The following is a 26,032-nucleotide window of genomic DNA, read 5'->3' as shown; positions in this document are numbered from 1 at the left end:
AGAATAGCTAAGTAGTAGAAAAAGGAGGATTGTCTAGTGGCAGATGATCGAAAAGCAGCGCTAGATGCTGCGTTAAAACGAATTGAAAAGAATTTTGGTAAAGGTGCTGTCATGAAGCTAGGAGAAAAGGTTGATCAAAAGATATCGACTATCCCTAGTGGGTCATTAGCATTAGATGTAGCTTTAGGTGTCGGTGGCTATCCTAGAGGGCGGATTGTGGAAGTCTATGGACCTGAGAGTTCAGGTAAGACGACTGTTGCACTCCATGCCATTGCAGAAGTACAAAAAAATGGCGGTACCGCGGCATTTATCGATGCAGAGCATGCATTGGATCCTCAATATGCGCAAAATCTAGGAGTAAACATTGATGATTTATTACTTTCTCAGCCTGACACAGGTGAGCAAGGGTTAGAGATTGCCGATGCCCTTGTATCAAGTGGTGCTGTTGATATTGTCGTGATTGACTCAGTGGCTGCTTTAGTACCACGAGCAGAAATTGACGGTGAGATGGGCGATACTCACGTTGGGTTACAAGCTCGTTTGATGTCACAAGCCTTGCGTAAACTATCAGGTTCTATCAATAAAACGAAGACTATCGCCATTTTCATTAACCAAATTCGTGAAAAAGTCGGCGTGATGTTTGGGAATCCAGAGATCACACCAGGTGGACGTGCATTGAAGTTCTACGCTACCATTCGTTTAGAAGTACGACGCGCAGAACAACTAAAATCAGGGACGGATATTATCGGTAACCGTACTAAAATTAAAGTAGTTAAAAACAAAGTTGCGCCACCATTCCGTATAGCTGAAGTCGATATCATGTACGGGGAAGGAATCTCACAAGTCGGTGAATTGCTAGATATGGCAGCTGAGATGGATATCATTGATAAGAGTGGTGCTTGGTATTCTTATAAAGGCGATCGGATTGGCCAAGGTCGGGAAAATGTGAAGTCTTATATGAAAGAACATCCTGAGATGGTAGCAGAAGTCTCCGCTCGTGTCCGAGATGCATATGGCATTGGTTCAGGTGAAACAATTGCCGAAGACGCGCAAGAAGAACTCCAATTAGACGATGAATAACAGCAAATCATTGGTTATGCAAACGCGTAGCCAATGGTTTTTTTACTGTATCCACCAAGCAAAACTTCTATGACTTTAAGTTGACACTCTGTGATGTAAACATTAGAATGAAACTGTGTGGTATACACATATGCAAGTAGGCATATTGATAAGAATGAAGATGAATAGTTTATCAAAAAAACTACAAAATAAAAAAATGATAGTATGGAGGTGATTCAATGCCCACTGGAGCACTGGTTATTCTTTCCATCGCTATCGGTTTATTTGTCGGTCTTGGTATAGGGTTATTGCTTATGCGTCGTTCAAACGAACGCAGAGAAAAGGAATTGGCAGAAGCGCAACAATCTGCTTCGGCTATCCTTTCAACCGCTAAAAAGGAAGCAGAAACCGTAAAAAAAGAAGCACTTTTAGAAGCTAAAGAAGAAAGTCAGCAGCATCGATCAGAAGTTGAAAGAGAGTTGAAGGAAAGCAAACTTGAATTAAAATCGCAAGAAAATCGCTTACTACAAAGAGAACAATTGCTTGATCGAAAAGACGATTCTTTGGAAAAAAGAGAGCACTCACTTGAAACAAAAGAACACCGTGTGAGTGAAAGACAATCCCAAATTGATGAGCGAGAAAAAGAAGTTGAACAATTAATTACGCAACAACAAACAGAATTAGAACGAGTGGCGGCGTTATCGAAAGAAGACGCTAAAACAATCATCATGAAGACCACTGAAGAAGAATTGAATCATGATTTAGCTGTTATGGTCAAAGAATCTGAACAACGCGCAAAAGAAGAAGCTGATCGCAAAGCGAAAAACATTCTTTCTCTAGCCCTACAACGTTGTGCAGCCGATCAAGTATCAGAAACGACGGTCTCCGTTGTGACGTTGCCAAATGATGAAATGAAAGGTCGGATTATTGGTCGAGAAGGCCGCAATATTCGTACCTTAGAGACGTTGACGGGGATTGATTTAATCATTGATGATACTCCTGAAGCGGTCGTATTATCTGGATTTGATCCGATTCGTCGTGAGATTGCACGCATGACATTGGAAAAATTAATCCAAGATGGGCGCATCCATCCAGCTCGGATTGAAGAAATGGTTGAGAAATCTCGCAAAGAGATGGACGAACGGATTCGTGATTATGGGGAACAAGCAGCCTTTGAAGTAGGAGCACATACGCTACATCCTGATTTAATAAAAATTATGGGTCGTTTGCATTTCCGTACGAGCTATGGTCAAAATGTATTGGATCATTCGATTGAAGTGGCTCGTTTGACGGGCGTGATGGCTGCCGAACTAGGCGAGGATATCCAGTTAGCAAAACGAGCTGGCTTCTTGCATGATATTGGTAAGGCCTTGGATCACGAAATTGAAGGGTCACACGTCGAGATTGGTGCTGAATTAGCAGCGAAATACAAAGAGAATGCCGTTGTCATCAATGCCATTGCTTCTCATCATGGTGACGTCGAAGCGACATCGGTGATTGCCGTCTTAGTGGCCGCAGCCGATGCATTATCCGCTGCTCGCCCAGGTGCCAGAAGTGAATCACTCGAAAATTACATTCGTCGCCTCGAAAATCTTGAAAATATTTCCAATAGCTTCGCTGGCGTGGCATCAAGTTTTGCAGTACAAGCAGGACGTGAAGTGCGCGTGATGGTGAAACCAGAAGAGATTTCTGATTTAGATGCCGTACGATTGGTACGCGATATTCGCAAAAAAATTGAAGATGACTTGGATTACCCAGGTCATATCAAAGTGACGGTCATTCGTGAGACTCGTGCGACTGACTACGCAAAATAAGTGGCTGAAATAGCATGATTTAGCTACAAGTAAAAAAACCAGAACATCCAAAAGTTTGCGAAACAACTTTTGGATGTTCTGGTCTTTTATTGTAGTTGCTACGCCGTTTCATTCGCACTTAGTAGCAATTTGTATCTCAAGTACTTATTTTTGGGTTTCGTCTTTTTCTCGATAGACATAGTTAATAAATTTAAAGCGATCGAGTCGATGGATTGATTCAGTGTATTCAAAGCAACGATTGTCATCGAGATAGACCAAGCTTCGGATGGTAATCACATTTTGGTCTTCAGGTCTAAGGCTCATTAACTCTCGACATTCTTTACTGACAGGGTCGACGGTGATTTCGCGCCTCGCAAAGGCAATCGACAACGCCAAGTCATTTTCAAAATAATCATAGATGGAATGTTCTGCTTGGTCTTCCGGTAATTCAGGGATGATGCTATAGAGCAAGTAATCTTTGTCTAAGATGACCACTTCATTGTTAATGCGGCGTTGGCGTACTAATTTCCAGACATAGGAATCCATTGGCCAGTTGGTCGCTTCGTGGATTCGTTTGGAAATAGGTTTCAGTGAGATTTCAACGACAGAGGTCTCACTAGGAATGCTTTGGGCATCTTGTAATTCCTTGTAACTCGCTAGCCCTGAAATTGGAAAATCCACACGATTCATATCCAAAACAAGTGAACCTTTGCCTTGTTTTTTTTGGATGTATCCGCCATTTTGTAGCAGCTGCAAAGCTTTACGGACCGTCTCTCTCGATACGGCATACATGTGGATTAATTGATTTTCGCTCGGTAAAAAAGTGTGGGGAGGGTATTCATTAGATAGAATTTTTTGTTCCAAATCTAAAAAAATTTCCCGAAATTTATTCATGAGAACCTCCTTTATGGTAAACGGATAAACGACTTATTTAAAAAAACTTGTCTAGACAGGTAACTTCATTATACTGTGAGAGAATAGAGAATTCAACCGGGAAAAATGCCCAAAAAAGAAACGAGAAATCATTGTTTTCGTAGTCAAAGTGTTCAACTATTGCTGAAATCTGATATGATAGAAAAAATAGAAGAAAATTTTAGGGTGAGGATATGGAGATTTTCGAAAAAGCACCAGCCAAAATTAATCTTGGACTGGATGTCTTATACAAACGAGAAGATGGCTACCATGAGTTAGAAATGGTGATGGCCAGTGTCGATTTAGCAGACCGCTTAACGTTTGAACGATTGGCTGAAAATAAAATTGTTTTAGAATCAAACAAGGCTTTTTTGCCATTGGACAAGCGAAACAATGTCTACCAAGCAGCAGAAAAACTCAAACGTCGCTACCACATCAAAGAAGGGGTTAAAATTACATTGGATAAATCCATTCCGGTCTCAGCTGGACTGGGCGGAGGCAGCTCAGACTGTGCGGCTACGCTACGTGGCTTGAATCGTTTGTGGTCATTAGATTTATCGATGGAAGAGTTAATTCAAATTGGTGTGGAAATCGGGACAGATGTTCCATTTTGTTTGAGTGGTTCGACAGCTCATATTTTGGGCAAAGGAGAAATCGTGCAACCCATACCAGCGATGCCTGCGTGCTGGGTTGTATTGGTTAAGCCCAAAATTAGTGTCTCGACACGAAAAATATTCCAACAAGTCGATCTTGAAAAATTGCATCATCCGGATATGGCTGCGTTACGGACCGCAATTACTGAAGGTGACTACCAAAAAATGATTCAGGAGATGGGCAATAGCTTAGAGAGTATTACCATTCCACGTTATCCCATCGTCCAACAAATCAAAGATCGCATGATGAAGTATGGAGCAGATATTGCACTAATGAGCGGCAGTGGGCCGACTGTTTTTGCCTTGTGTCAAAAATATTCACGCGCACAACGAATCGTTAATGGCCTAAAAGGTTTTTGCGATGAAGTCTACTTGGTACGTACGATTCGTTAGTAAAGCGGCTGAGACAGAGTTGTTTAGCTACTAGATAAAAAATCAGAACATCTGAAAGTTGGTTCATAAACTTTTGGATGTTCTTTTTTTATCGGCGCTCAGTTTGTCTTGAGCTTAAAATGATGCTTCCAAGCTCTGATGCATGAAGATCGTCTTTCTAAAGCAATTTTCTTACCAATCAGCCACACTAGCGAGGAGTACTTTTTTCTGCTCCTCTTTTTTCGAAGTCGTTTTTGATTGACGAATGGGGAGCACTTTGATAAAGTAGCTAAGGTGATAAATCGTAAAAATTACGATTTGTTAGAACGCAGAATGGAGTCAATCGATGAAAAAAAGAATTCAATTGGTTGTGTTGGCTATGAGTGTCTTTTTTATCGGCGCGTGTGGCAAACAAACCACAGATACAACGTCAGACAGGTCATTGACTGTTGTCACGACCTTTTACCCAATGTATGAATTTACCAAGCAAGTTGTCGGCTCAGAAGGCACTGTCTCGCTATTAATACCGGCCGGGACCGAGCCACATGATTATGAGCCGAGCGCCAAAGATATGGCTAAAATTGTGCAAGCTGATGCCTTTGTATACAATAGTGATGCTCTTGAATCATGGGTGGATCAAGTTTCGGACAATATCGATACGAAAAAGACAGCTGTCATCCAAGCGGCTAAGGGGATTACCTTATTAGATGAAGAGGAGGAAGAGGGCCTTGACACTCATGACCATGTCAAAGATCCGCACGTCTGGCTTGATCCAGTATTAGCCAAGCAGGAAGTAGTGACGATTGCGGAACAATTGAGTAAAAAGTATCCTGCCAAAAAGGCTGTTTTTATGAGCAATGCGGCCGCCTATACTCAAAAACTAGATCAGCTTCACCAGTCATACGAGCAAGCCTTTGCTTCAGCAAAAAATAAGACCTTTGTTGTGCAACATGCGGCGTTTGGTTATCTGGCAAAACGCTATGGTTTGACGCAAGCGGCTATCTCGGGAGTGTCCTCAGATCAAGAACCATCACCAAGCAAGCTGGCAGAGCTAAATGCCTATGTGCAAAAGCATGATGTACAAGTCATCTATATGGAAGGCAATGCTTCATCGAAAGTAGCGGAGACCTTGGCGCAAGAAACCAACGTCTCGTTAGCAGTATTGAATACATTAGAAAGTTTAACGAAAGAGCAACAAGAAAATGGCGAGTCGTATCTTTCGGTGATGGAACAAAATTTACAAGCATTGAAAGAAAGCATTCGCTAGGAGGGATGACTGTGCAGTATATAGGTGTGAAAAACCTGACTTTTTATTACGATGAAGAGCCGGTATTATCAGATATTAGCTATGAAGTAAATAGTGGAGAATTCGTTATTTTAACTGGTGAAAATGGAGCGGCCAAAACCACCTTAGTACGAGCAACGTTGGGTCTATTAAAGCCTGCGACTGGGGAAGTGACGATTGCCAAAACCAACGTCTTAGGCAAGCCATTAAGCATTGGCTATATTCCGCAACAAATTGCTTCGTATAATGCGGGCTTTCCAAGTACCGTTTTGGAATTGGTGCAATCAGGACGCTATCCGAGACAACGGTGGTTTAAACGTCTGACTAAAATCGATCACGAACATGTCAAAAAAGCCCTTGATGCTGTAGGTATGTGGGAGATGCGGCACAAGCGCATCGGCGAACTCTCAGGAGGACAAAAGCAACGCATTAGTTTGGCGCGGATGTTTGCGACTGATCCAGATTTATTTATTTTAGATGAGCCGACGACGGGAATGGATGATCAATCGCGTATGGAATTTTATCAATTATTGCGACACAGTGCGCATGAACATCAAAAGTCGATTTTGATGATTACCCATGATCATGAAGACATTCAAGCTTTCGCTGATCGTCATATTCATTTGGTACGAAAGGAGGGGACACCATGGCGTTGCTTTCACTTGAATTCATGAGAAGAGCATTTTTAGCTGCCCTCTTTATCGCGGGGATTGCTCCAATGTTAGGGGTGTTTTTAGTGCTACGGAGACAGTCATTGATGGCGGATACTTTGTCACACGTGTCACTTGCAGGCGTTGCTCTAGGTTTTGTCTTAAATATTAATCCCAACCTGACGACGATGATGATTGTCGTCTTAGCTGCCATCATTTTAGAATATTTGCGGACTATTTATCGGACGTATTCTGAAATATCCATTGCCATCTTGATGGCAGGAGGCTTGGCGTTAGCGTTGGTCTTGATGAATTTGAATGGTGGCAATTCATCGCTTAGTGTGCAGTCGTATTTATTTGGTTCCATCGTGACGATCACGACTGAGCAATTATATTTTTTAGGGATCTTATTTGGTATCATCGTCTTATTGTTTTTCTTCTTTAGACGACCGATGTATGTGTTGACATTTGATGAGGATACGGCTGAAGTAGACGGACTGCCCGTGCGATTGATGTCGATGTGCTTTAATATTTTGACCGGGATTGCGATTGCTGTCATGATTCCCATTGCGGGTGCATTGTTGATTTCGGCGATCATGGTCTTACCAGCGGCGATTAGTATGCGACTAGGCAAAAGCTTTACGGCAGTCATCGCGATGAGTGTCGTGGTTGGTTTAGTCGGTATGACGAGTGGTTTGGTAGGCTCATTTTATCTAAGTACACCACCGGGCGCGATGATTACGTTGGTCTTTATTGCTATTTTCTTGTTGGTCCAACTTACCCGAACGTTCGTCATTCAATGGCAAAGAAAGAAGCGACAAAGAAAATCTTTCTAGATAGTTCTTATAAGCGATAGTGAGAAGCGAAAGTTTCTCGCTATTTTTTTAGGCTCTTCTCATAAATGACGAACGATTTTCTGGTAGAATAAGAATAAAACTCGAAAAAGCCGGAAAAAAGCTATATAATGAGAAAAAACTTAAAGGAGTGATATGCGTGAAAACTCGTCGAAGTGAACGATTAATTGATATGACGCATTATTTATTGGAACACCCACATGAGCTAATTTCTTTGACGTTCTTTGCCAAGCGTTATGAATCTGCAAAGTCATCGATTAGTGAAGACTTAGCAATTGTGAAGAAGACTTTCCAACAGAGAGGAACAGGTATTTTAGATACACTACCTGGTGCAGCTGGAGGCGTGATTTTTGTGCCAACAATTCGTCCTGAAGATGCGAGAAACTACATTGAAGATTTGGCTGCACGATTATCTGAGCAAGACCGACTATTGCCTGGTGGCTATGTCTATTTGTCTGATTTATTAGGTGAGCCAGAGCTATTGAAACAAGTCGGTCGTATCATCGCAGCAAAATATCTTGGCAAAAGAGTGGATGCCGTGATGACAGTTGCTACCAAGGGTGTGCCTATCGCCCAAGCCGTTTCTTATTATTTGAACGTGCCATTCGTGATTGTGCGCCGGGATTCTAAAATTACAGAAGGATCGACGGTGAGCGTAAACTACGTATCAGGGTCTTCCGAACGAATTGAAAAGATGGAGTTGTCCAAACGAAGCTTAAAGCGTGGCTCTCGCGTATTAGTCGTGGATGACTTTATGAAGGGCGGCGGAACGATTAACGGTATGGAAGGGTTAATCGAAGAATTTGAAGCTGAATTGGTCGGCGTGACTGTCTTCGCGGAAGCAAAATTTAAAGGCAAGCGCGCAGTCACTGATTACACATCATTGTTATTTGTCGAAGATGTCAATACACAGACCAAGACGATTTCGGTCGTGCCTGGTAATTACTTTTCAGAATAAACCTATCCCTATCAATAAAGAGGAGTGTCGAGAGTGAAAGAACGATTTGCCATTATTTTAGCTGCTGGAAAAGGAACTCGCATGAAGTCAGCTTTATACAAAGTATTGCATCCAGTCTGTGGGAAACCCATGGTCGAACACATCATGAATCGCGTCCAAGAGATTCAACCAACCGAGATTGTAACCATTGTCGGACATGGTGCAAAACGCGTGCAAGAGCAACTAGGAGAACGGACGCACTACGCACTGCAAGCCGAGCAATTAGGAACAGGCCATGCGGTATTACAAGCGGCATCTTTTTTACAAGGAAAAAAAGGAACAACGCTCGTCATCAGTGGCGATACGCCGCTTTTAACAAGTGAAACACTCCAAGCTTTATTTGAGTACCATGAAGACAAAAAAGCAGCTGCGACGGTCCTAACAGCACATGCAAGTGACCCGACTGGCTATGGAAGAATCATTCGTGATGAAGCAGGCACGGTGTTAAAGATTGTCGAACAAAAAGACGCAACACCAAGCGAAGCACAAGTGAAAGAAATCAATACTGGGACGTATTGTTTTGACAATGCGTTGTTGTTTGATGCGTTAGCCAATATTGATACAAACAATGCACAAGGCGAGTACTACTTAACGGACATTATGGAGATATTAAAAGATGCAGGAGATGTAGTAGCAGCCTTTCAAACAGCAGATTTTACTGAATCATTAGGAGTAAATGATCGCGTGGCGCTGGCTGAGGCCAATCAAATCATGCGTGAACGAATCAATACGACGCATATGAGAAATGGCGTGACTTTGGTTAATCCAAAGGCGACTTATATCGATGCAGACGTTACGATTGGGGCAGAGACAGTCATTGAGCCTGGTGTCTATCTAAAAGGTAAGACCACAATCGGTGAAGGCTGTCAGCTACTTGGTCAGACACAAATCGTCGATAGTACCATTGGTTCACAGGTCACAATCACTTCTTCAGTGATTGAGGAAAGCATCGTGCATGACCAAGTCGATATTGGGCCATTTGCACACTTGCGCCCGCACGCGGAGATCAAAGAGCAAGCCCATATAGGAAACTTTGTCGAAGTGAAAAAAGCGACGATTGGGAAACGAACCAAAGTCGGTCACTTAACCTATGTCGGTGACGCGACATTAGGCGAAGACATCAATGTCGGATGCGGCGTGGTCTTCGTGAATTACGACGGCAAGCAAAAACATCATACTACCGTAGCTGATCATGCGTTTATCGGCTCAGCGGCTAATTTAATTGGTCCAGTAAATCTAGGGAAAAATGCAGTCGTTGCAGCTGGATCGACCATAACGGAAGATATTCCGGATGATGCGATGGGCATTGCCCGTGCTCGTCAAGTGAATAAAGAACAATTTGCATCAAAATTGCCTTTTAACCAATAAGATAGGCGAAAGCACTTGATTTATGAACAAAAAATGTCTACTATTTGTTAGTAAGATAGTGCTAGTTGTTCTAGTTGAAGAGATAGAAAGTGGAGGTTCTCATGTCAAATCAGTATTTTGATCCAAGGTTAAAGATTTTTGCCTTAAATTCCAATCGTCCCCTAGCGGAAAAAATTGCAGCAGCTGTCGGTGTTGAGTTAGGAAAATGTTCGGTGAAGCAGTTTAGTGATGGCGAAATCCAAGTAAATATTGAAGAAAGTATTCGCGGCGCGCATGTATACATCATTCAATCGACAAGTAGCCCCGTAAATGACAACTTAATGGAGTTGTTAATTATGATTGATGCGTTGAAACGTGCAAGTGCGAAGACAATCAATGTTGTGATGCCTTATTACGGATACGCGCGACAAGACCGTAAAGCTCGGTCTCGTGAACCAATTACTGCAAAATTAGTAGCCAATATGATTCAAAAAGCTGGTGCTACTAGGATGGTAACATTGGATCTACATGCGGCTCAAATTCAAGGATTCTTTGATATTCCAGTTGACCATTTGATGGGTGCGCCATTAATTGCCAACTACTTCTTAGAACACGACATTAAAGGCGATGATGTTGTCGTTGTATCACCAGACCACGGTGGTGTGACACGCGCACGTAAGTTAGCTGAATTTCTAAAAGCCCCAATTGCGATTATCGACAAGCGTCGTCCAAAAGCAAACGTGGCAGAAGTGATGAATATCATCGGTCGCGTTGATGGCAAAATCTGTGTGCTAATTGATGACATTATCGATACAGCGGGTACGATTACCCTTGCTGCGAATGCCTTGAAAGAAGCGGGTGCTAAGACTGTGTATGCATCTTGTACGCATCCAGTATTATCAGGACCAGCCTTGCAACGAATTTCAGATTCAGCAATTGAGCGCTTAGTTGTTACAGACTCTATCAATCTGCCAGAAGATCGTAAAATTGCCAAAATTGACGAAGTAAGCGTCGGTGAATTAGTAGCAGAGGCAATCAAGCGAATTCATGAGAACAAGCCAGTAAGTCCACTTTTCGAATCAAAATTGCCTTTAAAAGGTTAAGCCATAAAGGGAACCATCAAGAACGAAGTAATCGTTTTTGACGGTTCTTTTTTTGGACATTTTTAGTAAACTGTCTAAAAAAATTCAAAAGTAGTCGACAATTATTTGAACAAAAGGGAATTGAAGAATAGTATGGAGGTAGTAAAACTGATAAAAAAAGGAAGTGACAATGATGAAAAAAGGAACGAACTGTCTTGCGCTAGGTGTCGCTCTAATAGCGATAGGCACATTTTATTTAGCTAAAAAGACTGGCTTTTTTGAAGATGATGCTCACTTGTACGATGCCTTTGATTCAACACGCTAATTTGACTAAGAGGAGGAAAAGAAGATGCAAAAGAAAAAAGCAATCATGATTGGAGCAGGTCTAGCCAATATGGCTGCCGCAGTATACTTGATTCAAGAAGGTCATTGGCAAGGGAAAGATATCACCTTTTATTCTTTAGATGATCATGGTTCAAACGACGGAGCACCCACTGAAACTGTGACCGATGAATATTGGAATAAAAATCATCCCATGGACAATCAAAAAGGCTATCTGGCTCGTGGTGGAAGAATGCTTAATTATCGGACGTACGTCGATTTAATGGACTTGCTTGATCGCATCCCTTCTGTCACAGAACCAGGCATGACTGCAGCCGAAGATACGCGTGACTTTGATAGCAAACACCCGACCTTTGATAAGGCTCGTCTGATGGAAGGAGGCAAAGGAATCATTGATGGTGGTCATTTGGGCTTGGATACAAAGAGTCGGATGCGTTTGACCAAACTAATTATGATGCCTGATTCAGAAGAAGAAAAACTAGATAACGTGACAATTGCTGAATATTTTGCTGATAGTACTGCTTTTTTTGAATCGAACTTTTGGTTTATGTGGGAAACAACCTTTGCATTTCGGACAAAGAGTTCCGCCCAAGAGTTAAGAAGATATATGCATCAAATGATTTATGAATTTACTCAAATCGAGCATTTAGTTGGTGTCAATCGTACGCGCTACAATCAATACGAAAGCATAATGTTGCCATTAATTCAGTACTTAAAGCAACAAGGCTGTCAGATTGTACTAAATCGTCGGGTGGTTGATTGGACATTCAAAGACACACCGATGCAAGATGAAATTACCGTTACTGGCCTGCATATGATTCATACAGATACGGAAGAAAAAGAGTATGTACCTGTCGATCAAGATACAGCCGTCATTTTTACTAATGGTTCAATTACTGACTCAGCTACATTGGGTGATTTTGACACGCCTGCTGCAGAAAATATGGACTATGGTGCAGCTTCTGGCTTATGGAAAAAGGCGACGGAACGGTTTTACAATCTAGGAAATCCGGATAAATTCTTTGCCGACCGCGATGCAAGCGAATGGGTCAGCTTTACTCTAACGACAAAAAATCATTTGCTTCTAAATGAAATTACCCGCATTACGACACAAGAACCAGGCAATGCCTTGAATTCCTTTGTCTCGACCACCCCAATCACGCCGTTAAATCAAAAAGATGTCACGATGTCGATCGTGGTGCATCACCAACCGCACTTTACGACACAAAAACCAAATGAAACAGTTATCTGGGGCTATTTTTTGTATCCACGTAGAAGAGGAGAATTTGTCGACAAACCCTATATTGAAATGACCGGCAAGGAAATGTTAGAAGAACTCCTTGGACAATTAGCTAAAGTGGATCCAGGTCCGGTCAATATTCGCGAAAAAGCAGAAGCAATCATGGACAGTGTGATTAACAATATTCCAGTCTATATGCCTTATGCTTCCGCGTTGTTTAATAATCGTGCCAAATCCGATCGACCAACAGTGATTCCTGCACATTCGACCAATTTAGCCTTTACAGGAGAATTTGTTGAACAACCGTATCAAATGATTTTCACGGAACAAAGTGCTGTGCGCTCAGGTGAAATTGCGGCCTTCCATTTTGCGGGGATTCCAATGTCTAAATTAGTAAAAAATCCGCGCTATGACAAAGACTTGAAGACCTTGGCTAAAGCAGCGAAGAAACTATTTCAATAAATAAAAACGACCGTTTATTATCTATTCAGATAATAGGCGGTCGTTTGTTTCATATCTTTTTTTAAAAAGTATAGAGCAATCAAAGAAAAGAGCGAGGCAATACTGCCAATGCCAACACTTACAGTTGCCAAAAAATGCAGATGATGGATTGAAAAATAGATCCCCACCGCTACCAAATAACTAAATGTCCCTAGCTGTACTAAAAGATAGGCTCGATAGATTTTGGTATAGGTCTTTTTTTGTCGGACATGTAGCCATCGTGAGGCGGCATAGCAAGCTAGTGTCACCGCTAAAAACACGAAAAAAATTGGCAAAAGCAGACTCGACCATGCATGCTGAGCTAGATGATGAATGATAAAGACGACCGATGGCAAAAACAGTGCACAAGCAAATAAAAGATAGAAGATTCCCTCTAGTTTTTCAAAACGCATAGCAAAAACTCCCTTAAAAAAAACTCGTTATTTGAAGTGTAGCACAGCTTCTAGCAAATGACCATCTTTTCACAAGAGGATAATGAATTTTCAGATGGGATGGCGGTGACGAATTATCAGAAAATTTTTTCATTCTTTCTTGACAAATGTCGCAAATGTGGCTATATTTACAATCAATCAATAAAAAAATGCGGTGAAAAGAAGAGTACAATTTTTTTGGTTTTTAGAGAGTCTCGTTTTGGTGAAAAGAGATAGCTGAACTAATTGGAAGATGGTCTTGAAGCATTTGGATGTGAGCACAGCAAGCATTCAACGGTCGTTGCTCGTTAGCGCAACACAGTATGATGGTACTGGTAGAGGTTGAGTTCGTAAGGATTCGACGAACAAAGGTGGTCACACGAAGCATAACGCTCTCGTCCTTTTTCTTCAGATGAATGGAGAAAAAGGATGGGGGCTTTTTTTATTGAAAAAAGAGAGGGGTTTTTGGAAATGAAACGGTTTAAGAAATTGGGAGCAATCGCTTTAGGATTAGCAGCAACGGTGACGTTAGCTGCATGTGGAGGAAGCAAAGAAGCAACGAGTACGAGTGACTCAGACAAAGTAGTGACAAAAGTGGTCGGTGTGGCACCTGGACCTTATGGCGACATGGCAACAAAAGTTATCAGCCCACTATTAGAGAAAAAAGGCTTTAAATTAACAACCAAATTATTTAATGATTATGTTCAACCAAATAAAGCCTTGGCGAGTGGACAAATTGATGCCGACTTATTCCAACATACATCGTATTTGGAAAAATTCGCTGCAGATAATGACTTGAAATTATCAGTCGTTGAAGAAGTCCCAACACTAGGGATGGGGATTTATTCGAAGAAATTAAAAAGCTTAGATGATTTAGAAGATGGTGCGACAGTTGCCATTGCCAATGACGCATCAAATCTAGCTCGTACTTTGCAGTTATTAGCTGCGAACAACTTGATTACTTTGAAAGGCGATATTGATGAAACCAAAGCAACAGTTGATGACATCGCGACAAATCCAAAAAACCTAACGTTTAAAACCTTGGATGCTGCACAATTGGTTCGTTCAATGGATACGGTAGACATTGCTTTAGTCCCAGGAAATTATTCATGGGCTGCCGATTTAGATCCAGCTGATGCACTAGCTCTAGAAAAATTAAAAGAAAACTACAAAAACGTCTTTGTCGTTCAAACAGATGAAATCGACTCTGATTTCGCCAAAGCGGTCAAAGAAGTATTAGAAAGCCAAGAATTTAAGGATGCCATTGCAAAATCAGACTTTAAAGATTTTGACAAACCAGCCTTTTGGAGTGAATAAGAATGACAAACCAAGCAAAAATTGAATTACAAGCGGTGTCGGTCGCATTTAAAAAGCAAAAAAAAGAAATTGCTGCAGTCCAAGATGTCACGCTAACGATTGAAGCCGGTGAAATTTACGGCATTGTAGGTTTAAGCGGTGCAGGGAAGAGTACGCTGATTCGGACGTTGAACTTATTGCAACGTCCGACAGCGGGTCGTATCTTGATTGATGGGCAAGATATTACTAGCCTAAAAGGAGCGGCTATTCGCGATGTTCGTAAGAAAGTCGGGATGATTTTTCAGCATTTTAATTTGATTAGTAATCGAACCATCGCACAAAACCTGACATTTGCCTTAAAAGCTGCCAACTACCCAAAAGAGCAGCGAGAAGCGCGAGTGAAGGAAGTCTTGCAACTGGTCGATTTACAAGATAAGTACCATGACTATCCTAATAACTTGTCAGGCGGCCAAAAGCAGCGGGTCGGTATTGCCAGAGCAATCATTAACAATCCGGAAATTTTGCTGTGCGATGAAGCAACGAGTGCATTGGACGTCGAGACGACGGAAGAAATTTTGAAGTTATTAGCCAAAATCAACCGTGAGCTGGGCATTACGATTGTCTTTATCACGCATGAGCTAGAAGTCGCGCATCGCTTGTTTGATCGGATGGCCGTAATGGAAGATGGCCGCGTCGTTGAAGAAGGGCTTACCTATGACGTGTTTGCCAATCCAAAAGAATCTGTCACGAAGCGTTTAGTTGGCCGTTACTTTGACTTAGCGATTCCTGATGAATTAAGTCACTCTCTTTCAAAAGGAATAATTGTGGAGTTACGCTATCAAGGCAATCATACGTTAGATCCATTGATTTCGACCATTTCAAAAAACTATCCTGTGTCGATTGGCATTATTCATGGCAAAATCGAATACATTAAAGAACAAGCGATTGGTATTTTGCTTGTCTATGTCACAGGAACGCCAGGAGCCGTTCAAGAAGCGATTCATTCGATGCAAGAACAAGTTTCCTCATTGCGCGTGGTGAAGGAGGGGTAGAGATGGATTCAACGACAGAAATTTTGCAGCAGTATTTACCGCAAGCTTTGTGGGATACGTTTAAGATGGTGAGTATTTCGACAATCATCGGGGTTGTATTGGGCGGGTTAGTCGGCTTGATTCTTTTTTTAGCCAACAATGCCTTGTTTCATAAGCATGAGTGGTTGCATAAAGTTGTCGGCTTTTTGGTCAACGCTTTGCGGTCATTGCCATTTTTGATTTTATTGGTGACCTTGTTGCCTTTGTTGGCGTTGCTTTTGGGGGATCCCTATACACCAATGGGCGGAGCGGTTGCGCTGTCGATTGCGGCGATTCCTTTTTTTGCTAGGGTGGCAGAGAGCTCCTTTGCAGAAATCGACCATGGTGTCTTAGAAGCGAGTGTGGCACAAGGTGCGTCTACTTGGTTGATTATTACCAATGTCATCATCCCAGAAAGTTTGCCATCTTTGGTACGCGGCATTGTCTTGACGATTGTTAGTTTACTTGGGTATTCGGCGATGGTCGGTACGATTGGTGCAGGTGGGATTGGTGATTTGGCTATCCAATATGGTTACAATCGATACGAGACGATGGTCTTAGTTGTGGTTATTATTATTTTAGTGATTATTGTTCAGATTATTCAATGGTTGGGCGATTGGATTGCTCGCTATTTTACCAAATAAGGAGATAGATTCGGTATGAATGATACACATACTGTGCCAGAAAAATATATTACGCATCGTGTGACTGGTGAAAAAGGAAGAGCGGCAAAGATTGCCTTCCCTGAGACGGAAGCAGCGATTGCTGACTATTTAAAGCAAGCAGCTGCTCAAAAACAATCCGTCATTACAGTCGGTGCTTCTACTGGGTTGACGGGTGCGACCTTCCCGCAGACAGGTGAATGGTTGTTGTCACTTGAACACTATCGCAACATCTTGGCATTAGATGAAGAGACGCTGACGCTACATGTCCAGTCGGGTGTGACCTTGGCCGAGATTCAAGACTATCTTGAGCCAACGCCTTATTTTTATGCGCCCGACCCTGGATCCAAGCAAGCCACAATTGGTGGGACAGCAGCGACTAATGCTGGCGGGATGCGTGCCGTGAAGTATGGTGTCACGCGTGAGAATATTCGGAGCATGGTGGTTTTTCTTGCAGATGGCAGCAAGCTAGCAGTCGGCAGTCTAAACAACAAAGATAGTTCTGGTTATGACTTGAAGGATTTATTTATTGGCTCGGAAGGTACACTAGGAGTCATTACTGAATTAGGACTAAAATTGCGACCAAAACCAGCAGCCAAGGTGAGTGTCGTCATTGGCTTTGAACAGTTGGATGATTTGGCACCAGTTGTTTATCAAATTCTAGGTTCTTCTTTGCAGCCAGCAGCATTGGAGTTTTTTGATCGAGAGGCCATTCGATATGCGGAACGATTTCTAGCCGAAGACTTTCTTGAAATTGAGGGCGAGTGTTTCTTATTGTTGACACTTGATGGCTCAGATGAAGAAAGTGTCGCGCAACAATTGACGCAACTAAGTGATGCGAGTGCGAAAATGAAGAAGCAATCGTTTCAACCATTAAGAGAAGAGCAAGCACAGCGCATCTGGCGTTTGCGTGGTGCAATCGGTGCCGGTATCGAGCATGTGACTCAGCAAGAGCCATTGGATGTGGTCGTGCCGATTAATCAAATTACTGCTACAATTAAACGTCTAAGAGTTGTATGCCTGCAGTCCAATTTACGGGCAGTCTTCTTTGGTCATGCAGGCGATGGCAACATTCACATTTGTTTGTTACGAGAAGGCTTACCCCAAGAAGAATGGGAAGAGCGCTTGGCGGTGGTTTTACACCAAATTTATCAAGAAGTGGCCAAGCGAGGAGGGCTTCCTTCTGCTGAGCACGGGATTGGTTTATTGAAAAAGCCGTACTTTAAAGAGGCAATCGACCCTGTTAAATTACAAGTCATGCGCCAACTTAAGCAAGCGTTGGATCCACAAAATCGCCTAAATCCAGGTAAAATATTTGATATCACGGATAAATAAGATAGAAGAGGCTGAGAAAGAAGTCTTCAGCTTAAAAAGACCAGACCATTTGGAAGTTATTTTTTCAACTTTCGGATGGTCTTTTTATGGTTTATTTAAGAAAAAAAGCTTTTAATTCACCTATAAGTGATTGTCTGGTATCCTTTCAAAAATGAAGGGAGCGAGGATAATGGATTGTTGCAAATGGGCACAAGGGTCAGAACAACTACGGGCCTATCATGATGAAGAATGGGGAAGACCGGTACACGAGGATCAAAAATTATTTGAGGCCTTATCACTTGAAATCTTTCAAGCTGGCTTGAGCTGGGCCATCGTACTTAAAAAAAGAGCGGCCTTAACGACGAGTTTCTTTGACTGGCGGATAGAAAAAGTTGCTTTGATGCAACTGGCAGATATACAGAAAATGATGCACGATCCAGCGGTGATTCGCTATCGTAAAAAAATAGAAGCCATCCGTCATAATGCTCGATTGGTATTAGCCATTCAAGCTAGTTACGGTTCGTTTGATCAGTATATTTGGTCATTTGTAAAGCAAACACCAATCATCCATGATATTGAGGATGCACGAGCGATTCCAGCTGAGACGGAGCTGTCAAACGTGATTAGCCAAGAGTTAAAAGCAAAGGGATTTCAATTTGTTGGTGCCAAAACAGTTTATGCTTTCATGCAAGCTGTCGGGTTAGTAGATGACCATGAGAATCTCTGTAAAATGAAACGGCTAGAATAGCCATGGAAGTGAGGGATACGAATGAATAAGATAGGAGAAGTTTTGCTGGGGTCGATTTTTACAACTAGTGATACACAGCACTGGCTGATTCCTGTCTTACTAGTGTTAGCAATGATTAGTTGGTTTTTATGGAAGCAGTCAAAGAAGCGTTTGCGACATATCTTTTTCCTAGGATTGCTTCTTAGCTTGATCGGTGTGACAGTCAAGAGCACGACGGTGGTTTCTTCGACACTGTCTGATTTATTTACGAACAATGAAACGACAACAACTAGTGGATCAGCAGCAGAAAAAAAAAAGCAGCCAAAAAAGCTGCTCTTAAGAAACAATTACTAGCAGCATGGCAGTCTGTGGGCCAAGAGTATACGAGTCAATATTCAATTGCCATCTTAAATGCTGATGGACAAGAGGTTTCTTATACGACGACTGACAGTACCTTTTCTACGGCAAGTATTGTTAAAGTCAGTATTGCAGCGCAACTCTTACATAATAATGGCACTACGCAAACAACGCTATCGACGACACAAGCTAATTTGCTGACGGCTATGATTGAAAATAGTGACAACGATGCAGCCACATCGTTATTAACCAATGATTTGGGCGGCTATAGTAGTCTATCGTCAACGTATCAAGCATTAGATATGAATGACACAACGGCCAATGCAGATGCCTGGGGCTACACACAGACCACAGCCGAAGATCAAATTAAGCTTCTGTCGACAATTTTTGGGACAGCGGACTACTTAACGACGAATAGCCAAGACTATTTGCAGTCATTAATGAATACTATCTCGGCAGATCAAGCTTGGTGTATTAGTCAAGGAGCGACCAATTATTATTTGAAGAATGGTTGGTTACAAGATGAGGACGGCTGGATGGTTAATAGCATCGGGAAGGTCGAATTAGGCGATGACGAGTCGTATTTGATTGCTATCTTGACGAAAGAAAATACAACGTTTGAAGAGGGGCAAACCTTGATTGAAGCTCTGACAGAGCAGACAAACAGTGTGCTTTCCTCATCAGATAAGTAAAAAAACCAGAACGTCCAAAAGTTGTATCTCAAACTTTTGGACGTTCTGGTTTTTTTTAAATGAATAATAAGTTCTCTTCTTCTAAATCCAATGACCAAGTATGCGTGTCAAAATGATAGCATAATCTACCAATAGTCATGTCGCTTGCAATGGTGGGCGAGGCTGCAAGCTCTTCTTCAGCAATGAAAAGGGGGATGCACAATACTTTCGAATCTTGTGTGAGCTGATGAAAACAAAAAATCATCCCCTCTTTCATCGGCTCTCTTAAATTCTTTAATAAATCAACAGGCAAATTATCCAGAGTTGTCGCGCGCTTAAAGAATGAACGCTTCTCATTCATGCGCGCGATGGCTAACTGCTTGATGCGACCGGCTAAAATATGATAAAACTCATCCAAATAACGGTAATACACCCGAGCGACGTCGTGTGGCAAATCGAAGTAAACAAAATTATTTTGCAATTTATAGAAAAAAGGTGAGTGGAGGTGATTGCGCATGTGGCCAAAATAAAGCAGCTCCGAAATTTCAAGAGGAGACAGCTCTTTTAGCATGGATACGTCAGTGAAATCAATCCATTTATTTTCCTCATTCATGCGCCCTTTGGTAACCAATCGCGCGTAACGATCGACCGCACCGGCACCGCGAATAATCTTCAGGCCAGTATGTGTCTCATAATCGCCGTATTCCGTTGCAGGATTAAGCAGTAATAAGTTCTTTGGGGGGTGGACGACACCTAAGTGGAAATCTTTTGCATTGATGCCACGTGTAACCACGACGTTACTGGTTGTATCAATGTGAACATATACTGTTTGATCCATTCGTCTTCCCCTTTCATTGCGTACTATCCTTAGTTTATTTTACAACAAAATCCTCAGTTTGTTCGTTAAAATTAGGTTACAACAGTTCACTTGTTTCAGCAATCTTTGTAATCTTACTTTTTTGTCATAAGCATGGTATCATGAACAAGAGGTGACTGATTATGAAACTGGGGCGCATCAAAAATTGGCTGGTGAATCTAGCATTGCTTTTGTTACTGCTCATCGGTTTAGCATTAGTATTTAATAATCAAATTCGCTCGTTTTTTATGGCGCAACGTACTGCTCAGTATGAGTTGACTAACGTTTCCCAAGCGACCATTGAAAAGAACGAAAAAAAAGAGGCTTCCTTTGATTTTGATGCGGTCCAACCCATCAGCACGCAAGCGGTCTTAGAGGCACAGCTATCGAATAAAGCCTTGCCCGTCATTGGAGGCGTGGCGATTCCGAGTGTCTCGATTGATTTACCAATTTTTAAAGGTGTCTCCAATGAAGCGCTTCTCTATGGAGCGGGCACGTTTAGTCCGTCACAGCAAATGGGTGAGGGGAATTATGCGTTGGCTAGTCATCGGACGGATCGCCAAGACTTATTATTCACCTCATTGGATCAAGTAGAGACAGGTGCAGTCGTTTACTTAACGGATTTGAAAACAATCTATACCTATCGAGTCTATCGAAAGGCTCGGATTCAACCAACACAAGTCGAAGTCCTTGATGACGTTCCGAATAAAAAGATTGTCACATTGATTACTTGTGGAGAGTTGACGGGTGAGACGCGCATTGTCGTCCAAGGTGAATTAGAAGCAACGACTGCGATCGCTGACGCAACGAAAGACATGTTAGCTGCTTTTGAAATGGCGCAAAAAACGTATTAATCAAATGAGTGGGAGTGAGCAAAATGGCAGATGAATTTCGTTATGAAATTGTAGAAGAAATCGGCGTGGTGTCAACCAACGCAAAAGGATGGCAAAAGGAATTGAATTTGGTCAGTTGGAATGGTCGGCCGCCGAAGTTTGATTTACGTGATTGGGCCCCGAACCATGAAAAGATGGGCAAAGGCATCACACTAGCCAATGAAGAATTAGCAGAACTGAAAAAAATACTCACAACTATGTAATGAGGGTGAATCATGAAAAGTATGACCGGATTTGGCAAAGCACAAGTACAGACGGGCCAAGTGCAGATTGATATTGAAATAAAGACAGTCAATCAACGTTTTTTAGATACGCAATTTCGCATGCCACGAGTACTGAATGAATCAGAGCATTTGCTAAGAAAAGTACTGACTACCTACCTGACAAGAGGGCGTGTGGAAGTCTTTGTGACGCTCACTGATCTTGTGCCAAGAGCCAAAGAAGTGCGGATAGACTGGGATACAATTACAGCAATTGTCAATGAAGTAGAAGCTGAGAGTCAAATACGTTTTAGCGTAGTGCTTGCCAAAGAGCCATTAATCCAATCACTTTTGGTGCAGGAGCAATTTTTTACGTTGCAAGAGCAAGCATTGTCTGGTTTTGTGCCCGATGTGTTAGCGACTTTTGAGCAGGCTTTACAAGCAGTCGTAGCTAGTCGCTTGCAAGAAGGACAACTATTAAAGAATGTTTTATCAGAACAACAGGTTGCACTGAATGCGACATTAGCCGAGTTAAAAGGGTTTTATCAGACGTATGAGCAAGAGTATCAAGAGCGCTTGAGGAAAAAAATCAGCGACTATCTGAATGAAGTCGATGAAGCACGCTTACTGACAGAAATTGCCGTATTGATTGAGCGTGGGGACATTCATGAAGAATTGGACCGGCTTACGGTGCATCTTGTGAAGCTAGAGCAATTACTAGAGAAGACCGAGCCGGTGGGACGTGAACTAGACTTTTTGATTCAAGAAATGAACCGAGAAGTCAATACCATTGGCTCAAAATCGACAGCGATGGTGATTAAAAATGCTGTCGTCCAATTAAAAACCATTATTGAAAAGATGCGCGAGCAAGTCCAAAATGTCGAATAAGGCGTGGCTGATCCAACGCAGGAATAAAGAAAAAATTGTTCTTTTTAATGCTATTTTCAAGATAAACTTGAAACTTTCACAAAAAAAGTGCACAATAGACGTTAAGTAGATTTTTTTATTGAGAGGGCGTCGTTATGACTGAACGAGGGTTATTAATTGTTTTGTCTGGACCATCAGGAGTTGGCAAAGGTACAGTAAGAAAGGCCATCTTTGATAGCGAGGACAATGATTTTCAATATTCGATTTCGATGACAACGCGTAAGATGCGGGATGGCGAAACGGAAGGTGTCGATTATTATTTCCGCTCACGAGAAGAGTTTGAGGAATTGATTGCCACAGGTGAGATGCTAGAGTATGCAGAGTATGTCGGTAATTATTACGGTACTCCTTTGTCTTATGTACAAAAGACGCTAGATGAAGGCAAGGACGTCTTTTTAGAGATTGAAGTCCAAGGTGCAAAGCAAGTAAAAGAAAAAGTGCCAGATGGTGTCTTTATCTTTTTAACACCCCCAGACTTGAGCGAGTTACGCTCACGGATTGTTGGACGTGGAACAGATGCGATGGAAGTCATTGATGAGCGCATGCGTGTGGCACGAGAAGAGATTGAAATGATGGCGTTGTATGATTATGCGGTTGTAAATGATGAAGTCCCTAAAGCTGTGAAGCGTGTGAAAGAAATCATCGCCACAGAGCATTTTCGGGTCAATCGAGTCATTGGTAAATATAGAAAAATGTTAGAGGAGTTGTAAGAGTATGATGTTAAAACCTTCCATTGATTCACTGTTAAATCAAGTGAACTCAAAGTATTCATTAGTTATCTTAGCGAGCAAGCGCGCGCATGAATTAGATGCTGGCGCCCAAGCGACCTTAGAAAAATTTGATTCTGTAAAAAGTGTCGGGCAAGCACTAGAAGAGATTGATGCAGAGACAGTTGTCGTTGATCCTCATCCAGAAGTTAAACGAGCACGCTTGAAATTAGAAGCTGAAGAACAAAAAGCCAAAAAAGAGCTAGAGCAAAAAGACTTAGAAAAGCGCATCAAACAAGAACAAAAACTATAACAGGTGGGGGCAGAGTGAGCAATCATACTCTGTCCATTCTTTTTTTGTCGCATCGTGTCCTTGGGTTGTGTTACAGACAAACTGAGTATTTTCTAGTAAAATAAAGCTGCGAGTAAGCAAGGAGGGATAAGGAAATGAATATTGCGCAAGTCATTGTCGATGTACCAACAATGCAAACCGATCAGCCGTTTTCTTATTTGATTCCAGAAGAAATGCTTACGGTGATTGAGCCAGGCATGCGGGTCGAAGTACCGTTTGGCAATGGCAATCGACATATCCAAGGCTTTGTGGTCGAGCTCACTCAGCTACAAGAGTCAGAACATGAATTAAAAGAACTCATCCGACCCCTTGACGTCACACCAGTCTTGAACCAAGAATTATTGGCGCTAGCTGATTATATGAAAGAAGAGACATTTTCATTTAAAATTACTTGTCTACAGACCATGTTACCGAGTGTGCTAAAGGCTAAATACGACAAGCAAATCCAAGTGCTTGTGCCTAGTGCATTGCCAAAAGAGTGGCAAGAGTTCTTTGCGCAAGGAGTGGTGCCGTATGAAGAAGCCATCCAACAAATGGGCATCGCGGCCATCCAAAAATTACGACAAGCCGGCATACTTGATATCCAGTATTTGGTTAAAAAACAAAACCGCGTACAAGCCATAAAGATGGTGTATTCGACCGTTACGGCAGAGAATTACCAACAATTTGTCCAGTCTATTCGTAAAGGTGCCACCCGAAAAGTGCAGCTACTGGAGCGCTTGACGCAAGTGCCTAAGCGTAAGTTGCAAGAGTATCTAGATGAAGGAATCTCTCGTGCTGTGATCAATCAGGCAGCCAAAGAGGGGTGGTTACGAATAGAGGAAGAAGAGCGCTACCGTGATCCTTATGCCAATCGTTCATTTGCGCCCTCTTCCCCTTTACAATTAAATGCTGAGCAAGAAGCTGCGCTCAAAGCGTGCGAGCAAGCGGAAGGTCAGAGTCAAACGTTTTTACTTGAAGGCATTACAGGTAGCGGGAAAACAGAAGTGTATTTGCAAGCGATCGCCAGTGTCTTAAAAAAAGGCAAAACGGCGATGATGCTCGTACCCGAAATTGCCTTGACACCTCAAATGGTCGAGCGCTTCAAAGGTCGTTTTGGCGAAGCTGTTGCAGTCTTACATAGCGGTCTCTCGCAAGGAGAAAAGTATGACGAGTGGCGCAAAATCGAACGCAAAGAAGCCCAAGTCGTCGTCGGTGCTAGATCGGCGGTGTTTGCGCCATTAGAAGATATCGGCTTGATTGTTGTCGATGAAGAGCATGAGTCTAGCTACAAGCAAGAAGAAACACCGCGCTACCATGCGCGAGATTTGGCTCTTTGGCGCAGCAAGTACCATCACTGTCCAGTCATCTTAGGAAGTGCTACGCCGTCTTTAGAGTCACGGGCCCGTGCGCAAAAAGATGTCTATCACTTTTTACAATTAAGTCAACGAGGCAATCCCAACGCACTCCTACCAAGTGTCGCCATTATAGATATGAAACAAGAAATCATACGCAAAGATACGACCACTTTCTCACGCGTCTTACAAGAAAAGATTCACGACCGTCTCGAGAAAGAAGAACAAGTCGTCTTGATGCTAAATCGTAGAGGGTATTCATCGTTTGTTATGTGTCGTGATTGTGGCTTTGTCTTACCTTGTCCAAACTGTGACATCTCGTTAACTTTGCATATGGATACCAAAACAATGCGTTGCCATTACTGTGGGCATGAAGAGCGCATCCCGCATCAATGCCCTAGCTGTGGCAGTGACAAGATACGCTACTACGGGACCGGTACACAAAAAGTACAAGAAGAGCTACTCCAATTATTCCCCGAGGCCTCTGTTTTAAGAATGGATGTCGATACGACGCGGAAAAAAGGCGCGCACGAGCGAATTTTACGAGCGTTTTCGGAAAAGAAAGCTTCGATTTTATTAGGTACGCAAATGATTGCCAAAGGATTGGACTTTCCAGATATTACGCTAGTCGGCGTATTAAATGCCGATACATCGTTGAATTTACCTGATTTTCGTGCAAGTGAGCGGACGTTTCAGCTATTGACCCAAGTCAGTGGTCGTGCGGGAAGAGCGCAAAAGCCAGGAGAAGTAATTATCCAGACGTTTAACCCTGAGCATCACGCGATTGTCTTATCGCAGCAGCAAAATTATGAAGCATTTTATCAAAAAGAGATGCATCTTCGTCATCAGAGTGACTATCCGCCGTATTATTTTACAGTCAAGATTGTCGCCAGTCATGAACAAGAAGAACCAGCAGCACGCAAGATGTACCAGGTCTTTCGAGAAGTCGAGCAGGTGCTTAGTCCACAAGCCAAAATTCTCGGCCCTACACCACATGCGATTATGCGCATCAAAAACCGCTACTACTATCAAATTATCATCAAATACAAACGAGAGCCTCAGCTGGCTAGCTATCTGAAAGAATTATTGGAACGTAGCCAAGTCGACCAAAGAAATGGATTGTTTCTTTCGATTGATAAAGAACCACTTTCGTTTATTTAAAAAAGGAG

Annotated in this window: 27 protein-coding genes and 1 other annotated feature; of the genes, 24 read left to right on the top strand and 3 right to left on the bottom strand. The window is 42.3% G+C overall.

The genetic code is table 11. The annotated features are described in order from the left end of the window. The first annotated feature begins 36 nt into the window (after positions 1 to 36). Both recA and rny read left to right on the top strand, forming a co-directional pair. Positions 37 to 1,080, top strand: coding sequence for a recombinase RecA (recA, locus tag HMPREF9088_RS03600; protein WP_007207779.1), 1,044 nt, complete (start codon positions 37 to 39; stop codon positions 1,078 to 1,080). Positions 1,081 to 1,298: 218 nt separating this feature from the next. Then, the gene (gene rny, locus HMPREF9088_RS03595; RefSeq protein ID WP_007207778.1) at positions 1,299 to 2,873 is read left to right on the top strand and encodes a ribonuclease Y; all 1,575 of its coding nucleotides are present in this window, start codon (positions 1,299 to 1,301) and stop codon (positions 2,871 to 2,873) included. Positions 2,874 to 3,017: 144 nt separating this feature from the next. Here the strand turns inward: rny and treR are convergent, their stop codons facing one another. Further along, on the bottom strand, positions 3,018 to 3,746 hold the full coding sequence (treR, locus tag HMPREF9088_RS03590) for a trehalose operon repressor (RefSeq protein ID WP_007207777.1): 729 nt from the start codon (positions 3,744 to 3,746) through the stop codon (positions 3,018 to 3,020). 212 nt (positions 3,747 to 3,958) lie between these two features. On the opposite strand from treR, the gene ispE reads away from it, so the two are divergent. The 9 genes from ispE to HMPREF9088_RS03545 all read left to right on the top strand — a co-directional run bounded on the left by ispE (position 3,959) and on the right by HMPREF9088_RS03545 (position 13,048). After that, positions 3,959 to 4,810 carry a 4-(cytidine 5'-diphospho)-2-C-methyl-D-erythritol kinase gene (gene ispE, locus HMPREF9088_RS03585; RefSeq protein WP_007207776.1) on the top strand — a complete coding sequence of 284 codons (852 nt, stop codon included), beginning with the start codon at positions 3,959 to 3,961 and terminating at the stop codon, positions 4,808 to 4,810. Between the two features lie 325 nt (positions 4,811 to 5,135). Then, positions 5,136 to 6,056 (top strand): metal ABC transporter substrate-binding protein, encoded by a 921-nt coding sequence (locus tag HMPREF9088_RS03580; RefSeq protein WP_007207775.1) that lies wholly within the window; start codon positions 5,136 to 5,138, stop codon positions 6,054 to 6,056. Between the two features lie 11 nt (positions 6,057 to 6,067). After that, positions 6,068 to 6,748, top strand: coding sequence for a metal ABC transporter ATP-binding protein (locus HMPREF9088_RS03575; protein WP_040366345.1), 681 nt, complete (start codon positions 6,068 to 6,070; stop codon positions 6,746 to 6,748). Continuing rightward, positions 6,721 to 7,560 carry a metal ABC transporter permease gene (locus tag HMPREF9088_RS03570; RefSeq protein ID WP_007207773.1) on the top strand — a complete coding sequence of 280 codons (840 nt, stop codon included), beginning with the start codon at positions 6,721 to 6,723 and terminating at the stop codon, positions 7,558 to 7,560. Before HMPREF9088_RS03575 ends, HMPREF9088_RS03570 begins: the two co-directional genes overlap by 28 nt. 157 nt (positions 7,561 to 7,717) lie before the next feature. Next, on the top strand, positions 7,718 to 8,536 hold the full coding sequence (gene purR, locus HMPREF9088_RS03565) for a pur operon repressor (protein ID WP_007207772.1): 819 nt from the start codon (positions 7,718 to 7,720) through the stop codon (positions 8,534 to 8,536). 33 nt (positions 8,537 to 8,569) lie between these two features. Then, positions 8,570 to 9,943, top strand: coding sequence for a bifunctional UDP-N-acetylglucosamine diphosphorylase/glucosamine-1-phosphate N-acetyltransferase GlmU (glmU, locus tag HMPREF9088_RS03560; RefSeq protein ID WP_007207771.1), 1,374 nt, complete (start codon positions 8,570 to 8,572; stop codon positions 9,941 to 9,943). 101 nt (positions 9,944 to 10,044) lie between these two features. Next, a complete protein-coding gene (locus HMPREF9088_RS03555; RefSeq protein ID WP_007207770.1) occupies positions 10,045 to 11,025 on the top strand; it encodes a ribose-phosphate diphosphokinase in 981 nt (326 codons plus the stop codon). A 172-nt stretch (positions 11,026 to 11,197) separates the two neighbouring features. Continuing rightward, positions 11,198 to 11,329 (top strand): methanol dehydrogenase, encoded by a 132-nt coding sequence (locus HMPREF9088_RS03550; protein ID WP_081457059.1) that lies wholly within the window; start codon positions 11,198 to 11,200, stop codon positions 11,327 to 11,329. A gap of 24 nt (positions 11,330 to 11,353) precedes the next feature. After that, positions 11,354 to 13,048 carry an oleate hydratase gene (locus tag HMPREF9088_RS03545; RefSeq protein WP_007207768.1) on the top strand — a complete coding sequence of 565 codons (1,695 nt, stop codon included), beginning with the start codon at positions 11,354 to 11,356 and terminating at the stop codon, positions 13,046 to 13,048. A 17-nt stretch (positions 13,049 to 13,065) separates the two neighbouring features. On the opposite strand, the gene HMPREF9088_RS03540 is transcribed toward HMPREF9088_RS03545, so the two are convergent. Further along, complete coding sequence (locus HMPREF9088_RS03540) at positions 13,066 to 13,479, bottom strand: hypothetical protein (RefSeq protein WP_007207767.1); 414 nt, start codon at positions 13,477 to 13,479, stop codon at positions 13,066 to 13,068. 184 nt (positions 13,480 to 13,663) lie between these two features. Beyond that, positions 13,664 to 13,903, top strand: a binding site (T-box leader). Between the two features lie 65 nt (positions 13,904 to 13,968). Here HMPREF9088_RS03540 and HMPREF9088_RS03535 point away from each other — a divergent pair. The 7 genes from HMPREF9088_RS03535 (at position 13,969) to HMPREF9088_RS03510 (ending at position 19,615) form a co-directional block, all read left to right on the top strand. Continuing rightward, complete coding sequence (locus HMPREF9088_RS03535; RefSeq protein ID WP_040367204.1) at positions 13,969 to 14,814, top strand: MetQ/NlpA family ABC transporter substrate-binding protein; 846 nt, start codon at positions 13,969 to 13,971, stop codon at positions 14,812 to 14,814. A 2-nt stretch (positions 14,815 to 14,816) separates the two neighbouring features. Continuing rightward, positions 14,817 to 15,845, top strand: a complete 1,029-nt coding sequence (locus tag HMPREF9088_RS03530; protein WP_007207764.1) for a methionine ABC transporter ATP-binding protein — start codon at positions 14,817 to 14,819, stop codon at positions 15,843 to 15,845. Between the two features lie 2 nt (positions 15,846 to 15,847). Next, entirely contained in the window at positions 15,848 to 16,507 is a 660-nt protein-coding gene (locus HMPREF9088_RS03525) for a methionine ABC transporter permease (protein ID WP_007207763.1), read from the top strand. A gap of 15 nt (positions 16,508 to 16,522) precedes the next feature. Further along, a complete protein-coding gene (locus HMPREF9088_RS03520) occupies positions 16,523 to 17,860 on the top strand; it encodes an FAD-binding oxidoreductase (protein ID WP_007207762.1) in 1,338 nt (445 codons plus the stop codon). A 169-nt stretch (positions 17,861 to 18,029) separates the two neighbouring features. Further along, a complete protein-coding gene (locus HMPREF9088_RS03515) occupies positions 18,030 to 18,587 on the top strand; it encodes a DNA-3-methyladenine glycosylase I (protein WP_040366343.1) in 558 nt (185 codons plus the stop codon). Positions 18,588 to 18,608: 21 nt separating this feature from the next. Next, positions 18,609 to 18,920, top strand: coding sequence for a hypothetical protein (locus HMPREF9088_RS11400; RefSeq protein ID WP_007207760.1), 312 nt, complete (start codon positions 18,609 to 18,611; stop codon positions 18,918 to 18,920). 14 nt (positions 18,921 to 18,934) lie between these two features. After that, positions 18,935 to 19,615, top strand: a complete 681-nt coding sequence (locus HMPREF9088_RS03510; protein WP_007207759.1) for a serine hydrolase — start codon at positions 18,935 to 18,937, stop codon at positions 19,613 to 19,615. A gap of 55 nt (positions 19,616 to 19,670) precedes the next feature. Here the strand turns inward: HMPREF9088_RS03510 and HMPREF9088_RS03505 are convergent, their stop codons facing one another. Beyond that, positions 19,671 to 20,432: a hypothetical protein gene (locus HMPREF9088_RS03505; protein WP_007207758.1), complete on the bottom strand. Its 762-nt coding sequence runs from the start codon at positions 20,430 to 20,432 to the stop codon at positions 19,671 to 19,673. 161 nt (positions 20,433 to 20,593) lie between these two features. On the opposite strand from HMPREF9088_RS03505, the gene HMPREF9088_RS03500 reads away from it, so the two are divergent. From HMPREF9088_RS03500 to priA, 6 genes are all read left to right on the top strand, one after another. Beyond that, a complete protein-coding gene (locus HMPREF9088_RS03500) occupies positions 20,594 to 21,304 on the top strand; it encodes a class A sortase (protein WP_007207757.1) in 711 nt (236 codons plus the stop codon). Positions 21,305 to 21,327: 23 nt separating this feature from the next. Next, positions 21,328 to 21,546 (top strand): YdbC family protein, encoded by a 219-nt coding sequence (locus tag HMPREF9088_RS03495; protein WP_040366341.1) that lies wholly within the window; start codon positions 21,328 to 21,330, stop codon positions 21,544 to 21,546. A gap of 12 nt (positions 21,547 to 21,558) precedes the next feature. Further along, the gene (locus HMPREF9088_RS03490; RefSeq protein WP_007207755.1) at positions 21,559 to 22,431 is read left to right on the top strand and encodes a YicC/YloC family endoribonuclease; all 873 of its coding nucleotides are present in this window, start codon (positions 21,559 to 21,561) and stop codon (positions 22,429 to 22,431) included. 134 nt (positions 22,432 to 22,565) lie between these two features. After that, entirely contained in the window at positions 22,566 to 23,180 is a 615-nt protein-coding gene (gene gmk, locus HMPREF9088_RS03485; protein WP_007207753.1) for a guanylate kinase, read from the top strand. A gap of 4 nt (positions 23,181 to 23,184) precedes the next feature. Next, complete coding sequence (gene rpoZ / locus HMPREF9088_RS03480; protein ID WP_007207752.1) at positions 23,185 to 23,490, top strand: DNA-directed RNA polymerase subunit omega; 306 nt, start codon at positions 23,185 to 23,187, stop codon at positions 23,488 to 23,490. Between the two features lie 134 nt (positions 23,491 to 23,624). After that, positions 23,625 to 26,024, top strand: a complete 2,400-nt coding sequence (gene priA, locus HMPREF9088_RS03475) for a primosomal protein N' (protein ID WP_007207751.1) — start codon at positions 23,625 to 23,627, stop codon at positions 26,022 to 26,024. Positions 26,025 to 26,032 lie beyond the last annotated feature (8 nt).

This window comes from Enterococcus italicus DSM 15952 (assembly GCF_000185365.1).
Lineage (GTDB): Bacteria > Bacillota > Bacilli > Lactobacillales > Enterococcaceae > Enterococcus_G > Enterococcus_G italicus.
The sequence above is the reverse complement of the archived record's forward strand: the minus strand, read 5'-3'. Positions and strand labels throughout refer to the sequence as shown.